This is a genomic window from Pseudomonas sp. CBZ-4 (genome assembly GCF_000346755.1).
Classification (GTDB): domain Bacteria; phylum Pseudomonadota; class Gammaproteobacteria; order Pseudomonadales; family Pseudomonadaceae; genus Aquipseudomonas.
Genome location: NZ_ANNV01000181.1, coordinates 44,609 through 58,119 on the forward strand (window position 1 = coordinate 44,609; position 13,511 = coordinate 58,119).

At 63.2% G+C, this 13,511-nt stretch carries 12 protein-coding genes; 4 read left to right on the forward strand and 8 right to left on the reverse strand.

The annotated features are described in order from the left end of the window. Positions 1 to 62 precede the first annotated feature (62 nt). From B348_RS0129030 to bioB, 8 genes are all read right to left on the reverse strand, one after another. On the reverse strand, positions 63 to 1,352 hold the full coding sequence (locus tag B348_RS0129030; protein WP_026137157.1) for a diguanylate cyclase: 1,290 nt from the start codon (positions 1,350 to 1,352) through the stop codon (positions 63 to 65). Between the two features lie 208 nt (positions 1,353 to 1,560). Next, positions 1,561 to 3,366 (reverse strand): phenylacyl-CoA dehydrogenase, encoded by a 1,806-nt coding sequence (locus B348_RS0129035; protein WP_017739534.1) that lies wholly within the window; start codon positions 3,364 to 3,366, stop codon positions 1,561 to 1,563. Between the two features lie 342 nt (positions 3,367 to 3,708). Beyond that, the gene (locus tag B348_RS0129040) at positions 3,709 to 3,990 is read right to left on the reverse strand and encodes a hypothetical protein (RefSeq protein ID WP_017739535.1); all 282 of its coding nucleotides are present in this window, start codon (positions 3,988 to 3,990) and stop codon (positions 3,709 to 3,711) included. A 106-nt stretch (positions 3,991 to 4,096) separates the two neighbouring features. Next, positions 4,097 to 4,777 carry a dethiobiotin synthase gene (gene bioD, locus B348_RS0129045; RefSeq protein WP_017739536.1) on the reverse strand — a complete coding sequence of 227 codons (681 nt, stop codon included), beginning with the start codon at positions 4,775 to 4,777 and terminating at the stop codon, positions 4,097 to 4,099. Further along, a complete protein-coding gene (bioC, locus tag B348_RS0129050) occupies positions 4,774 to 5,586 on the reverse strand; it encodes a malonyl-ACP O-methyltransferase BioC (RefSeq protein ID WP_017739537.1) in 813 nt (270 codons plus the stop codon). The genes bioD and bioC overlap by 4 nt, the downstream gene beginning before the upstream one ends. Continuing rightward, on the reverse strand, positions 5,579 to 6,310 hold the full coding sequence (locus tag B348_RS0129055) for an alpha/beta fold hydrolase (RefSeq protein WP_017739538.1): 732 nt from the start codon (positions 6,308 to 6,310) through the stop codon (positions 5,579 to 5,581). The genes bioC and B348_RS0129055 overlap by 8 nt, the downstream gene beginning before the upstream one ends. Further along, on the reverse strand, positions 6,303 to 7,484 hold the full coding sequence (bioF, locus tag B348_RS0129060) for an 8-amino-7-oxononanoate synthase (RefSeq protein ID WP_017739539.1): 1,182 nt from the start codon (positions 7,482 to 7,484) through the stop codon (positions 6,303 to 6,305). Before bioF ends, B348_RS0129055 begins: the two co-directional genes overlap by 8 nt. 140 nt (positions 7,485 to 7,624) lie before the next feature. After that, positions 7,625 to 8,680: a biotin synthase BioB gene (gene bioB / locus B348_RS0129065; RefSeq protein WP_017739540.1), complete on the reverse strand. Its 1,056-nt coding sequence runs from the start codon at positions 8,678 to 8,680 to the stop codon at positions 7,625 to 7,627. A gap of 92 nt (positions 8,681 to 8,772) precedes the next feature. Between bioB and B348_RS0129070 the strand changes: the two genes are divergently transcribed. The 4 genes from B348_RS0129070 (at position 8,773) to B348_RS0129085 (ending at position 13,447) form a co-directional block, all read left to right on the forward strand. Continuing rightward, positions 8,773 to 9,510 carry a ComF family protein gene (locus tag B348_RS0129070; protein WP_026137158.1) on the forward strand — a complete coding sequence of 246 codons (738 nt, stop codon included), beginning with the start codon at positions 8,773 to 8,775 and terminating at the stop codon, positions 9,508 to 9,510. Between the two features lie 58 nt (positions 9,511 to 9,568). Continuing rightward, entirely contained in the window at positions 9,569 to 10,333 is a 765-nt protein-coding gene (locus B348_RS0129075; RefSeq protein ID WP_017739542.1) for a TOBE domain-containing protein, read from the forward strand. 79 nt (positions 10,334 to 10,412) lie between these two features. Further along, complete coding sequence (locus B348_RS0129080; protein ID WP_017739543.1) at positions 10,413 to 12,311, forward strand: PhoX family phosphatase; 1,899 nt, start codon at positions 10,413 to 10,415, stop codon at positions 12,309 to 12,311. 161 nt (positions 12,312 to 12,472) lie between these two features. Further along, positions 12,473 to 13,447, forward strand: coding sequence for a serine/threonine protein kinase (locus B348_RS0129085; protein ID WP_017739544.1), 975 nt, complete (start codon positions 12,473 to 12,475; stop codon positions 13,445 to 13,447). Positions 13,448 to 13,511: the final 64 nt, after the last annotated feature.

Sequence of the window (13,511 nt, forward strand, 5' to 3'; positions counted from 1 at the left end):
AACCTACTGCTGGCAACACGCCCGGACAATCACTGTAGCGCTGCTGAATACAGCGCCATTACTCAACCGGCAGCGCTTTCCATGCGCACCGCGCCACGCCGGGTTTGCCCGGCCGCGATCACGCAATTGCGCCCCGCCCCCTTGGCGGCGTACAGCGCCTGGTCGGCGGACTTGAGCACTTCTTCGCTGGTGCGCTGCTCAGCCTGGCGCTCGGCCACGCCGATACTCACGGTCACCGACACACTGGTTGCACCGCTGCCCACGCGCCGCTGGCGACCTTGCTGATCGTCCTGCGGGCGGTCCGGGTTGCGCAGCTTGATGTCGTAGTTGGCGATGATCTCGCGGATCTCTTCCAGGTGCGGCATGCATTCGTCCAGGGTCTTGCCGGCGAACACCACGGCGAACTCTTCCCCGCCATACCGATACGCGCGCCCGCCACCGTTGACCTTGGCCAACTTGCTCGCCACCAGGCGCAGCACCTGGTCGCCCACGTCGTGGCCATGGGTGTCGTTGAAGCGCTTGAAGTGATCGACGTCGGTCATCGCCAGTACGTAGTTGCGCCCCAGGCGCTGCATGCGTTCGTTCAGCGCACGTCGCCCCGGCAAGCCGGTCAGCTCGTCGCGGAAGGCCATTTGATAGGCCTCGTGGGCCACACCGGCGGCGATCATCAGCATCACCTGGCTGCACATGATGTTGAGGGTGAACGGCAGGATGAAGGTTTGCGGCAACATCCAGAACAACCCGACAAACCCCACCAGTTGCGCCGCGTGGAGCGGGCGTGGCTGGTACCAGTACTGCGCCGCGAGGGTCAGGAAGCCGATCAGGAACATCGGGTACGACAGCTGGATCAGGCTCATCCAACTGCCATGCAGCGCCGGCCAGCGAATCTCCGCCAGCCAGTTCAGCAGCGCCTGGGGATAACTTTGCTCCAGCGCCAACGCCACGCTGCCGACAGCAAACAGCACCGCACAGCGTGCGACGAAGTCACGGAACAGGTGGGTTTTTTCCTGCCACAGCGCGTAGATGCTGAACAACAGCGGCAACAACAGGCAACACAGATGGAACACCACGGCGGCGTCTTCGCGCACGCGGCCGTTGTCGCGGTAGTAATCGGTCTGGGTATCCAGCAGGAAATACGCGACGTACACCGTGATCATCAGGAACAGTTCGCGCTGGCGACGATACACCGCGCAATACGCACCGCCGAGCAACAGCACCAGGGTCGGCAGCACGTTGAACAGCGAGGTGAAGAAGACGTTGAGGTCCTTGACGTACGCAGCCGAGAGCCCGGCCAGCAACAGCAGCAACGAAGGGAGGAAATGACTAAACCGTACAGCGGACACGCGTGACAAGGGTAAAACTCCGACCCGCAAATGAATGATGGCACTGTGCCTGTATGCAGACAGTTAAGCACAACCTGGCACGCATGTATCACATTGCCATCACTGTAACGGCAGCCGGTCGCAATCCCTGAGTGCTGCACTGGGGTTTTTTATCGCCCACAAAAAAGCCGCCGCTCCCGTGAAGGAACGGCGGCTCTGGAAGTGAACCCGGTAAGGCTTAGTAAGCCAGGCCGAAGTCTTCTTCTTTCATGTCCATCAGGTTGTTGGCACCCGACAGCATGGTGGCTTTATGGGCCAGGGTCCGCGGCAGGATGCGCTGGAAGTAGAAGCGCGCGGTCTGCAGCTTGGCGGTGTAGAACGCCTCTTCGGTGGTGCCGGCGGCCAGTTTCTCGGCAGCCAGGCGTGCCATGTCGGCCCAGAAGTACGCCAGGCACGCGTAACCGGAGTACATCAGGTAATCCACCGAGGCGGCACCGACTTCTTCGCGGTCTTTCATCGCGGCCATGCCGACCTTCATGGTCAACTCGCCCCACTCTTTGTTCAGTGCCACCAGCGGTGCAACGAACTCTTTGACGGCTTCGTTGCCTTCGTTGGCCTGGCAGAACTTGTGCACGATCTTGGTGAAGCCCTTGAGCGCTTCGCCCTGGGTCATCAGCACTTTGCGGCCCAGCAGGTCGAGTGCCTGGATGCCGGTGGTGCCTTCGTACAGCATCGAAATGCGGCTGTCGCGCACGTTCTGCTCCATGCCCCACTCGGCGATGAAGCCGTGGCCGCCGTAGATCTGTACGCCGTGGTTGGCGGATTCAAAACCGACTTCGGTCATGAACGCCTTGGCGATCGGGGTCATGAACGCCAGCAGGCCGTCGGCTTGCTTCTTGGCTTCGTCGTCGGTGCCGTACTTGACGATGTCCACTTGCTTGGCGGTGAAGTACACCATCGCACGGTTGCCTTCGGCGAAAGCTTTCATGGTCAGCAGCATGCGGCGCACGTCGGGGTGCACGATGATCGGGTCAGCGGCTTTGTCCGGCGCTTTCGGGCCAGTCAGGGAACGCATTTGCAGGCGGTCGCGGGCATATTTCAGGCCGCCCTGGAAGCCGATCTCGGCGTGGGACAGGCCTTGCAGCGCAGTGCCCAGGCGCGCGGTGTTCATAAAGGTGAACATGCAGTTCAGGCCTTTGTTCGCCGGGCCGATCAGGAAACCGGTGGCCGCGTCGAAGTTCATCACGCAGGTGGCGTTGCCGTGGATGCCCATCTTGTGTTCCAGGGAACCACAGGTCACGGCGTTGCGCTCACCCACCGAACCGTCGGCGTTTGGCAGGAACTTCGGCACGATAAACAGCGAGATGCCTTTGGTGCCAGCCGGTGCGTCCGGCAGGCGCGCCAGCACGATGTGGACGATGTTGTCGGCCATGTCGTGTTCACCGGCCGAGATGAAGATCTTGGTGCCGGAGACTTTGTAGGAACCGTCGGCCTGAGGCTCGGCCTTGGTGCGCAGCATACCCAGGTCGGTGCCGCAGTGTGGCTCGGTCAGGCACATCGTGCCGGTCCATTCGCCCGACACCAGCTTGGTCAGGTAAGCGTCTTGTTGCTCAGGGGTGCCGTGCTCGGAAATGGTGTTCATCGCACCGTGGGACAGGCCCGGGTACATGCCCCACGACCAGTTGGCCGCACCGACCATCTCGCTCACCGCCAGGCCCAGGGATTCCGGCAGGCCTTGGCCGCCGTGCTCCACGTCGTGGGCCAGGCTTGGCCAGCCGCCTTCGACGAATTGTTTGTAGGCTTCTTTGAAACCCGTAGGGGTTTTAACGCCTGACTCACTCCAGGTACACCCTTCGATGTCGCCCACGCGGTTCAACGGTGCCAGTACTTGCTCACAGAACTTGGCGCCTTCTTCGAGAATGGCGTCAACCATGTCCGGGGTAGCGTCCTGGCAAGCCGGCAGGCTTTGATAGTGCGCTTCATAGCCAAGCAGTTCGTCACGAACGAAGCGAATATCACGCAAGGGGGCCTTGTAGTCAGGCATAGCGATAAACCTCTGCTGATGTATCTGGAATGAACAACCGCGTGGATTTGTTGTGGCGGTCAAACAGGTGTTTGAAACATACGTTTACGACCTGGGGATGTCAAGACGCCGTTTGTCATGACGCGAATCAATGACGCGCACGGCGATGCTTGCGGCGGGTTGCCACAGCAGATCGAGTGTAGAAGTTCATCAGAACAGCAGAGGTCAAATGTGGGAGCTGGCTTGTGTGGGAGCTGGCTTGCCTGCGATGCAGGCGCCGCGGTGCATCAGGAAGACCGAGTTGAGGCCATCGCAGACAAGCCAGCTCCCACAGAAAGAGCCAGCAAGCCTGAAGAGAGGGGATTAAGCGTAAGTGTCGATCAAGGTGCCGAGCATTTCATCCGAAGCCTTGGCAACCTTCGCGCCCAGCTCCACTTGAAACTTGCCTTGCGCCATCTCGACCATATTGCTCGCCGAGTTGGAAGGCTGGGCACGGTCATTGGCACGCAAGCGATCTACCTGCGCATCCGAGGGCTGGGTCGTCGCGGCGCTGGCGATTTTGCCGGCGGCCTGGTCGACACGGTTCTGCCCGGTCTGAATGGTGCTCAGGCCCGAATAAAACGCGCTGCTTCCAGAGATGTCCATGGCGTAAGCCTGCCTTTAGAGAATCGTGAACGCTGATTGAAGCAGAGAAACCGGCAAAACACCCGTCAAAAACACTAATGGCACAATGCCTTAGTGATAGCCAAAATCAGTCAAGCAGGTCCAGTTGCAAGTATTCCGCCACCGCCTCGGCCCCGGCGTGCTTGAGTTTCGGCACACGGCCCAGGCAGGGCGCCGGCAGGCGTTCGGCCAGGGTGGCGAGGTTTTCTTCCAGACGAGAGGTCTTGGGGTCGATGATATTGGCCACCCAGCCCGCCAGCGGCAAACCATCCCGCGCAATGGCTTCGGCGGTGAGCAATGCATGGCTGATGCAACCCAGGCGCACGCCCACCACCAGGATCACCGGCAGCTTCAACGCGATGGCCAGGTCCGACAGGTTGGCCTGGTCGGCCAAGGGTACGCGCCAGCCGCCCGCGCCTTCGATCAGGGTGAAATCCGCGTCCCGCGCCAACACCTGCTGCATGGGCTTGAGCAGCGATTGCACCGTGAGCGCAACGCCGGCTTCCCGTGCCGCCAGATGGGGCGCGATGGCCGGCTCGAATGCCACCGGATTCACCTCGGCGTAACTCAGCGGCAATGAACACTCGGCCAACAACGCCAGTGCATCGGCATTGCGCAGGCCCTTGGGCGTGACCTGACAACCGGATGCCACCGGCTTGCCTGCGGCGGTACTTTTGCCGGCTTGTCGCGCCGCGTGCAACAGCCCGGCGGCGACGGTGGTCTTGCCGACGTCGGTGTCGGTGCCCGTAATGAAATAAGCGGCGCTCATAACGGTTTCTCCAGTACTGCGTAGACCACCTGATAAGTCGCCGGCAGGCCCTGGGCCTGACGGAACTGCTCGTAAGCGTCCACCAGTGCAACAATCCGCGCGCGCCCCGTCAACCCTCCCGGCCGGCCCGGGTTGAGGTTATGCGCGCCCAACGCCTTCAATTCATGGGTCAGGCTGCGCACGTCCGGGTAATGCAGCACATGGGGCTGGCGCGCCAGGCTGACCACGCGTAAACCGCTGGCCGCGCACAACTGCTGATACGCCTCGAAGGTACGGAAGCGGTTGACGTGCACCAGGCCGTCCGCCGCCCGCCAGCTTTCACGCAACTCATCCAGCGTGCCCACGCACAGGCTGGCGAACGCCAGCACACCACCGGGTTGCAGCACGCGATAGGCCTCGCTGAGCACCGCCTCGAAATTCGCACACCATTGCACGGCGAGGGAGGAGAAGATCAGCTGCAAGCTTTGAGCTTTAAGCGGCAAGCGTTCGGCGTCGCCTGCGATGAAGTGGTGTGCGCCGCCCAGAGGCCGGGCGTGGTTGAGCATGCCCTCGGCAATGTCCAGCGCCACGCCTTGGCTGGCGGGCAAACGTTCGCCCAGCACACGGCTGAAGTATCCCGTGCCACAGCCCATGTCCAGCCAGCGCGGTGGCGCAAAACCGGACGGCAAACGTGCCAGCAACTCGCTGCCGACGGCCCGTTGCAACGCAGCCACGCTGTCATAGCTGGCCGCCGCACGGGAAAACGACGCCGCGACCTGGCGCTTGTCCGGCAAGGCGCCCGGCAGTTGGGGGTGGGATAGATCAGTCATCGACGCACTCATGCAAAAAAGCCTGGATGGCCCCCGCGACACCGTGGGGGTCTTCCAGAAGAAAAGCGTGACCGGCCTGTTCAATCAGGCCGATTTCAACATCGGGCAGCACGCTCAGCAGGGCGCTGGCCGCCTCGGCGGGCACCAGTTCATCCAGCCCGGCGAACAGGTGCATCTGCGGGCCGCGATACGCCAGCAAGGCGTCGCGGGTGTCGAGTTGGGCGAGCAGTTCAAGACCGCCCATCAACACGCGGGACGGCGTATTCGGTGCTCCGCTGACCAGCAAACGCGCCAACCCACGCGGGTCCGCGGCGCCCTTGGCGCACAACAGGCCGAAGCGTTTGAGGGTGACTTGGGAATCTGCATGGCAACCGGCGAGGAAGGCGTCGAAGGTCTCGGCGGGCATCGCACTCGGCCAACCGTCATGGGCGACGAAACACGGGTTGCTCGCCAGGGTCAGCAGGCCGCAGCAGCGTTCGCCGCGCCGCGCCGCCAGTTCCGTGGCGAGCATGCCGCCGAGGGACCAGCCGCCCAGCCAGGCGTTGTCCGGCAAGGTGGCGTCGAGTTCATCCAGCCATTCGTCGAGGTCGCTGGACGCCAGCGCCGGCAACGGCTCGATCTGCACCCGCAGGTGTTCGTCGAGGCCCTGCAAGGCGGCGGCCAAGGGTTCCAGCGGCGATACGCCGAGGCCCCAGCCGGGCAACAAGATCAGTCGATCACGCATGGTCGGGCTCCGTGGCGCCTAACAAGCGGAAACACTCTTCCAATGCGTTTAACAATAGCTGCACCTGCGCCTCGGTGTGGGCCGCCGTCAAGGTCACGCGCAAACGCGCGCTGCCGGCCGGCACGGTGGGCGGGCGGATCGCGGTAACCATCAGGCCACGCTCGCGCAGCATCTGCGACAGGCGCACGGCCTTGGCGCTGTCGCCGATCAGGATCGGCTGGATCGGCGTAAAGCTCGCCATCAGATCCAGGCCCAACTGCTCGGCGCCCTGGCGGAACTGGCGGATCAGGCCGTTGAGGTGCGCGCGCCGCCAATGCTCGGTGCGCAAAAGCTCCAGGCTTTTCAACGTGGCGCAGGCCAGCGCCGGCGGTTGGCTGGTGGTGTAGATATACGGCCGGGCGAACTGGATCAGGCTTTCGATCAGCTCTTCACTGCCGGCCACAAAAGCGCCCGCCGTGCCAAACGCCTTGCCGAGGGTGCCGACCAACACCGGCACGTCCTCCTGGCTCAAGCCGAAGTGCTCGACGATCCCAGCGCCGGTGGCGCCCAGCGGACCAAACCCGTGGGCGTCATCCACCATCAGCCACGCGCCTTTTGCCCGCGTTTCACGGGCCAGTGCAGGCAGGTCGGCCAGGTCGCCGTCCATGCTGAACACGCCGTCGGTGACCACCAAGGTGTTGCCGGTGGCCTTTTCCAAACGCTTGGCCAGGCTGGCGGCGTCGTTGTGCAGGTAGCGATTGAAGCGCGCACCGGACAGCAAACCGGCATCCAGCAGCGAGGCGTGGTTAAGCCGGTCCTCCAGCACCGTATCGCCCTGCCCCACCAGCGCCGTGACCGCGCCGAGGTTGGCCATGTAGCCGGTGGTGAACAGCAGCGCGCGCGGGCGACCGGTGAGGTCGGCCAGGGCTTCTTCCAGTTCATGGTGTGGCGTGGCATGCCCCACCACCAAGTGCGAAGCCCCACCGCCCACCCCCCAGCGGGACGCACCGGCGCGCCAGGCTTCGATCACATGTGGGTGATTGGCCAGGCCCAGGTAATCGTTGTTGCAGAACGCCAGCAACGGCTGGCCGTCCACCACCACTTGCGGGCCTTGAGGGCTTTGCAGCAGCGGACGTTGGCGATAAAGGTGTTCGGCACGGCGGGCAGCGAGGCGCGCGGAGAGATCGAAAGACATGCTGGCCTCGGTAGATCAGGTGAACTCGATCCAATGTGGGAGCTGGCTTGCCTGCGATAGCGGTCTGTCTGACACATTTATGTTGAATGTGCCGCCGTCATCGCAGGCAAGCCAGCTCCCACAGTTGGATTGCATTTCAATCAAACAGCGGCGTTGTAGAACTGCTCGCTGCTCTTCTGCTCCACCAACGCCTGCTCGATCGCCGCCTGATGCACCTCATCGGCGTGCTCTTCACGCGCCTCCGGCAAGATCCCCAAACGCGAGAACAGCTGCATGTCCTTATCCGCCTGCGGGTTGGCGGTGGTCAGCAACTTGTCGCCGTAGAAGATCGAGTTGGCACCGGCAAAAAACGCCAGGGCCTGCATCTGCTCGTTCATCGCCTCACGGCCGGCCGACAGGCGCACATGGGACTGCGGCATGAGAATGCGCGCCACGGCGAGCATGCGGATAAAGTCGAACGGGTCGATGTCCTCGGCGTTCTCCAGCGGCGTACCGGCCACCTTCACCAGCATGTTGATCGGCACCGACTCCGGATGCTCCGGCAGGTTGGCCAGTTGGATCAGCAGGTTGGCGCGGTCGTCGAGGGACTCGCCCATGCCGAGGATGCCGCCGGAGCAGATCTTCATCCCCGAATCACGCACATACGCCAGGGTTTGCAGGCGCTCGCTGTAAGTGCGAGTGGTGATGATCGAACCGTAGAACTCCGGCGACGTATCAAGGTTGTGGTTGTAGTAGTCGAGACCGGCCTGGGCCAGGGCTTCGGTCTGCTCCTGGTCGAGGCGACCGAGGGTCATGCAGGTTTCCAGGCCCATGGCCTTCACGCCCTGGACCATCTGCAACACGTAGGGCATGTCCTTGGCCGACGGGTGCTTCCAGGCAGCGCCCATGCAGAAGCGCGTCGAACCGATGGCCTTGGCGCGGGCGGCCTCTTCGAGGACCTTCTGCACTTCCATCAGCTTTTCTTTTTCCAGGCCGGTGTTGTAGTGGCCCGACTGCGGACAATATTTGCAATCTTCCGGGCAGGCGCCCGTCTTGATCGACAGCAGGGTCGACACCTGCACACGGTTCGCGTCGAAATGCGCGCGGTGCACGGTCTGCGCCTGGAACAGCAGGTCATTGAACGGCTGCACAAACAGCGCTTTGACTTCGGCGAGGGACCAATCGTGACGCAAGGTGGCGGTGGTGCTGGCGCTCATGGGCGATTCCTTGATTATGCTTGGGCAAGCGCTGCGGGACGGGCAATACCCACAGACACGACACGGATGCTCGGCATATTTAAGGAAGATTCATGCACTGTCAACCTGAGCACAAACACCAGGTTTACATCTGGTTAAAAAACGCACACACCTGTTTAATCTGCGATGAAGCGACACACGCCAGCCATTGTGTATGCAACGTCTGCGAAACCGAGCTGCCGTGGTTAATGGAACAGTGCGCCATATGCGCCCTGCCCTTGCCCATGGACGGCCTGATATGCGGCCCGTGCCTGAAAAAACCGTCTGCCTTTAAACATGTGATCGCCCCCTGGACCTACAGCTTCCCCATCGACAGCCTGATCAGCCGCTTCAAGCACCAGGCACGCTGGCCCCTCGGGCACATGCTTGCGCGACTGTTGGGCCAGCACCTGCAACATCGCTTCGACAACAGCGGACTGACCCGCCCCGACTGCCTGCTGCCGGTGCCCATGGCGCGCAAACGCCTGCGTGAGCGCGGCTTTAACCAGGCACTCATGATCGCGCGCTGGCTCAGCCAAGACCTCGACATCGCTATGGATGAACACCTGCTGTTACGTCCGCAAGACACCGTCGCGCAACATGCCCTCGACGCCAAAAGCCGCCAGCGCAACCTGCTCACGGCCTTCGCCCTGGCTACCAGCGCCGACGTGACGGGCCGCCACTTCGCCCTGGTGGACGATGTGCTCACCACCGGCGCCACCGCCCACAGCCTCGCCCGCCTGTTGATCAATGCTGGCGCACGCCGCGTCGACGTGTATTGCCTGGCCCGCACCCCCAAACCGGGCGCCTGACTTGACGCCGCCGCGCCTTGCCCGCAACGTTCGGTTTATCTCATCCAAGCGTGTCGCCATGTCTCTGCCAGCCTCCCTCAGCCAACACATCATCCGCCGCCCCCAGCGCATTGCCTTGCTGGGGCATATCGCCGAACAGGGCTCGATCACCCGCGCGGCAAAAAGCGCCGGCTTGAGCTACAAGGCCGCCTGGGACGCCATCGACGAGCTGAACAACCTCGCGCAAAAGCCCCTGGTGGAACGCAGCGTCGGCGGCAAGGGCGGCGGCGGCGCCAAGCTGACCGCCGAGGGTGAGCGGGTGTTGCGTCTCTACCAGCGCCTGCAAGTGTTGCAGGCCGAACTGCTGGGTTCGGATGAGGCCGCCAGCGACTTCAACCTGCTCGGCCGCCTGATGCTGCGCACCAGCGCGCGCAACCAGTTGCACGGCCAAGTCATGGCGATTGAAAGCCATGGCCGCAACGACCTGATCCGCCTGCAACTGGCGGGCGGCCTGACGTTGCAAGCGCAGATCACCCACGACAGCACCCAGCGCCTGGAACTGGAGACCGGCGTGGAAGTGGTCGCGTTGATCAAGGCTGGCTGGCTGGAATTGTTGGCTCCCGGTGCTGCTGCAACACCTGGACACAATTGCATGGGCGGCATGATCGAGATGGTTCTCGCCGCCGACGACGGCCCCAGCGAAGTGCGAATCGCCCTGCCGAACGGCCAGGTTCTGTGTGCCCTAGCCCAGCCCGACGCACTCAAGGCCCTGGGCGCCGCCGAGGGCGAGGCGATCCAGGTGCAATTCGCTCCGAGCAATGTGTTGCTCGGCACACCGGTGTAGGCAACGCTCGCCGTCAAACTGCAACAATTTCGTCACGCGCGCTCCTTAAGGTGTCTGCAAAAACCGCAGGGAGCCTGAGATGAGCCTATTAGAAGAAAACCAAGCCACCGACCTTGAACAGATGGTCGGCCTCACCCGCCGCCGCTTTATCGGCGCCGGTGCCCTGTGCGGCGCGGCCATGTTCCTCGGCGGCAACCTGCTGAGCCGCAGCGCCATGGCCGTCAACGCCGCCTCCGCCAGCCCGTTGCTGGGTTTCACCAGCATCGCCGCCGCCACCAGCGACGCCATTACCTTGCCACCGGGCTACAGCGCTTCGGTGCTGATCAGCTGGGGCCAACCGCTGAGCAAGACTGCACCGGCCTTCGACCCGTCCGGCAACGGCACCGCCGAGGCCCAGGAACAGCAATTCGGCGACCACAACGACGGCATGAGCCTGTTCGCCTTCCCCGGCGAAGACAACCGCGCGCTCATGGCGATCAACAACGAATACACCAACTATCGCTACCTCTTCGCCCACGGCGGCGCGCCACAATCGGCCGAAGAAGTGCGCAAGGCCCTGGCCAGCGAGGGTGTCTCGGTGATTGAAGTACGGCGCAAGGGCGACACTTGGCAATTCGTCCAGGACTCGCGCTACAACCGGCGCATCCACGGCAACTCGCCGATCCGCCTGGGCGGCCCCGCTGCCGGCCACGCCTGGCTGAAAACCGGCGCCGACAAAACCGGCACCAAAGCCCTCGGCACCTTCCAGAACTGCGCCAACGGCAAGACGCCATGGGGCACTTATCTGACCTGTGAAGAGAACTTCACCGACTGCTTCGGCAGCAGCAACCCACAACAAACCTTCAATGCCGGGCAAAAGCGCTACGGCGCCGTGGCCGCCAGCAAAGAGATCAACTGGCACCAGCACGACCCGCGCTTTGACCTTGCTAAAAATCCCAACGAGCTCAATCGCCACGGCTGGGTGGTGGAAATCGATCCGTTCGATCCCAAATCCACCCCGGTCAAACGCACCGCCCTCGGCCGCTTCAAGCACGAAAACGCAGCGCTGGCCGAAACCCGCGACGGCCGCGCCGTGGTGTACATGGGCGACGATGAACGCGGTGAATTCATCTACAAGTTCGTCAGCCGCGACAAGATCAACCACAAGAACCCCAAGGCCAACAAAGACCTGCTGGACCACGGCACCTTGTATGTGGCGATCTTCGACGCGGGCGACGGCAACGCCGACCATCCCAAGGGCACCGGTCAATGGGTCGAGCTGACCCACGGCAAGAACGGCATCGACGCCAGCAGCGGTTTCGCCAGCCAGGCCGAAGTGCTGATCCACGCGCGCCTCGCCGCCAGTGTGGTGAAAGCCACGCGCATGGACCGCCCGGAATGGATCGTGGTCAGCCCCACCGACGGCCAGGTCTATTGCACCCTGACCAACAACGCCAAGCGCGGCGAAGACGGCCAGCCGGTGGGCGGCCCCAACCCTCGGGAGAAAAACGTCTACGGCCAGATCCTGCGCTGGAAGGCCGACGCCGATAACCACGGCGCCCACACGTTCACCTGGGACCTGTTTGTGGTGGCCGGCAATCCGGGCGTGCATGCCGGAACGCCGAAAGGTGGCTCATCGAATATCAACCCGCAAAACATGTTCAACAGCCCCGATGGCCTGGGTTTCGACAAGGCCGGGCGCCTGTGGATTCTTACCGACGGCGACTACAGCAACGCAGGCGACTTCGCCGGGATGGGCAATAACCAGATGCTGTGTGCCGACCCGGCCACTGGGGAAATCCGCCGGTTCATGGTCGGACCGGTGGCATGTGAGGTGACGGGCATCAGCTTCTCGCCGGATCAGAAGACGCTGTTTGTGGGGATCCAGCACCCGGGGGAAACCGGCGGCTCGACCTGGCCGGAGCATCTGCCGAACGGCAAGCCGCGCTCGTCGGTGATGGCGATTCGGCGGGATGATGGTGGGATAGTCGGCGCCTGACAGGGCCTTATCGCAGGCAAGCCAGCTCCCACAGTTGAAGGTATTCACAACTCCAACTGTGGGAGCGGGCTTGCCCGCGAAGGCGTCCCCACAGCCACCGCCTATCTATGCTGTTACCATACCCGGCCGGACGCGGCGCCCTGCTGCGCGCAGGAGTTCGCATGGCCCACCCGTTTGAAACACTCACCCCCGATCTGGTCCTCGACGCGGTCGAAAGCATCGGTTTCCTCAGCGATGCGCGCGTCCTGGCGCTCAACAGCTACGAAAACCGCGTCTATCAGGTGGGCATCGACGACGCCGAGCCGCTGATCGCCAAGTTCTACCGCCCGCAGCGCTGGACCAACGAAGCGATCCTCGAAGAACACCGCTTCACCTTTGAGCTGGCGGAATGCGAAGTGCCGGTGGTCGCGCCGCTGATCCACAACGGTGAAAGCCTGTTCGAACACGCCGGTTTCCGTTTCGCCCTGTTCCCCCGCCGCGGCGGCCGTGCGCCGGAGCCGGGCAATCTCGACCAGCTCTATCGCCTCGGGCAACTGCTGGGCCGTTTGCATGCGGTGGGTGCCACCCGCCCGTTCGAACACCGTGAAGCCCTGGGTGTGAAAAACTTCGGTCACGATTCCCTCAACACCCTGCTCGAAGGCAACTTTATCCCCAAGAGCCTGCTGCCGGCCTACGAGTCCGTGGCCCGCGACCTGCTCAAGCGCGTGGAAGAGGTGTACAAGGCCACGCCCCACAAGAACATCCGCATGCACGGCGATTGCCACCCCGGCAACATGATGTGCCGCGACGAGATGTTCCACATCGTCGACCTGGATGACTGCCGCATGGGCCCGGCGGTGCAGGACCTGTGGATGATGCTCGCCGGTGACCGTCAGGAATGTCTGGGGCAGTTGTCGGAATTGATGGACGGCTACCAGGAATTCCACGACTTCGACCCGCGCGAACTGGCCCTGATCGAACCGCTGCGCGCCTTGCGCCTGATGCATTACAGCGCCTGGCTCGCGCGGCGCTGGGATGACCCGGCGTTTCCCCATAGCTTCCCGTGGTTTGGCAGCGAACGTTATTGGGGCGACCAGGTGTTGGCGTTGCGCGAACAGCTGTCGGCCCTCAACGAAGAACCCCTGAAACTCTTCTGACCCAACCCTCTCCCCTGTGGGAGCTGGCTTGCCCGCGATGCAGGCAACTCGGTGGATCAGTGAC

Excerpts from the sequence above, each read along its gene's own strand:
- bioF (WP_017739539.1), bottom strand. The coding sequence starts at position 7,484 with ATGTCTTTCGATCTCTCCGCGCGCCTCGCTGCCCGCCGTGCCGAACAC.
- B348_RS0129055 (WP_017739538.1), bottom strand. The coding sequence starts at position 6,310 with ATGCGTGATCGACTGATCTTGTTGCCCGGCTGGGGCCTCGGCGTATCG.
- bioC (WP_017739537.1), bottom strand. The coding sequence starts at position 5,586 with ATGACTGATCTATCCCACCCCCAACTGCCGGGCGCCTTGCCGGACAAG.
- bioD (WP_017739536.1), bottom strand. The coding sequence starts at position 4,777 with ATGAGCGCCGCTTATTTCATTACGGGCACCGACACCGACGTCGGCAAG.
- B348_RS0129085 (WP_017739544.1), top strand. The coding sequence starts at position 12,473 with ATGGCCCACCCGTTTGAAACACTCACCCCCGATCTGGTCCTCGACGCG.
- bioB (WP_017739540.1), bottom strand. The coding sequence starts at position 8,680 with ATGAGCGCCAGCACCACCGCCACCTTGCGTCACGATTGGTCCCTCGCC.
- B348_RS0129040 (WP_017739535.1), bottom strand. The coding sequence starts at position 3,990 with ATGGACATCTCTGGAAGCAGCGCGTTTTATTCGGGCCTGAGCACCATT.
- B348_RS0129075 (WP_017739542.1), top strand. The coding sequence starts at position 9,569 with ATGTCTCTGCCAGCCTCCCTCAGCCAACACATCATCCGCCGCCCCCAG.
- B348_RS0129070 (WP_026137158.1), top strand. The coding sequence starts at position 8,773 with ATGCACTGTCAACCTGAGCACAAACACCAGGTTTACATCTGGTTAAAA.
- B348_RS0129080 (WP_017739543.1), top strand. The coding sequence starts at position 10,413 with ATGAGCCTATTAGAAGAAAACCAAGCCACCGACCTTGAACAGATGGTC.
- B348_RS0129035 (WP_017739534.1), bottom strand. The coding sequence starts at position 3,366 with ATGCCTGACTACAAGGCCCCCTTGCGTGATATTCGCTTCGTTCGTGAC.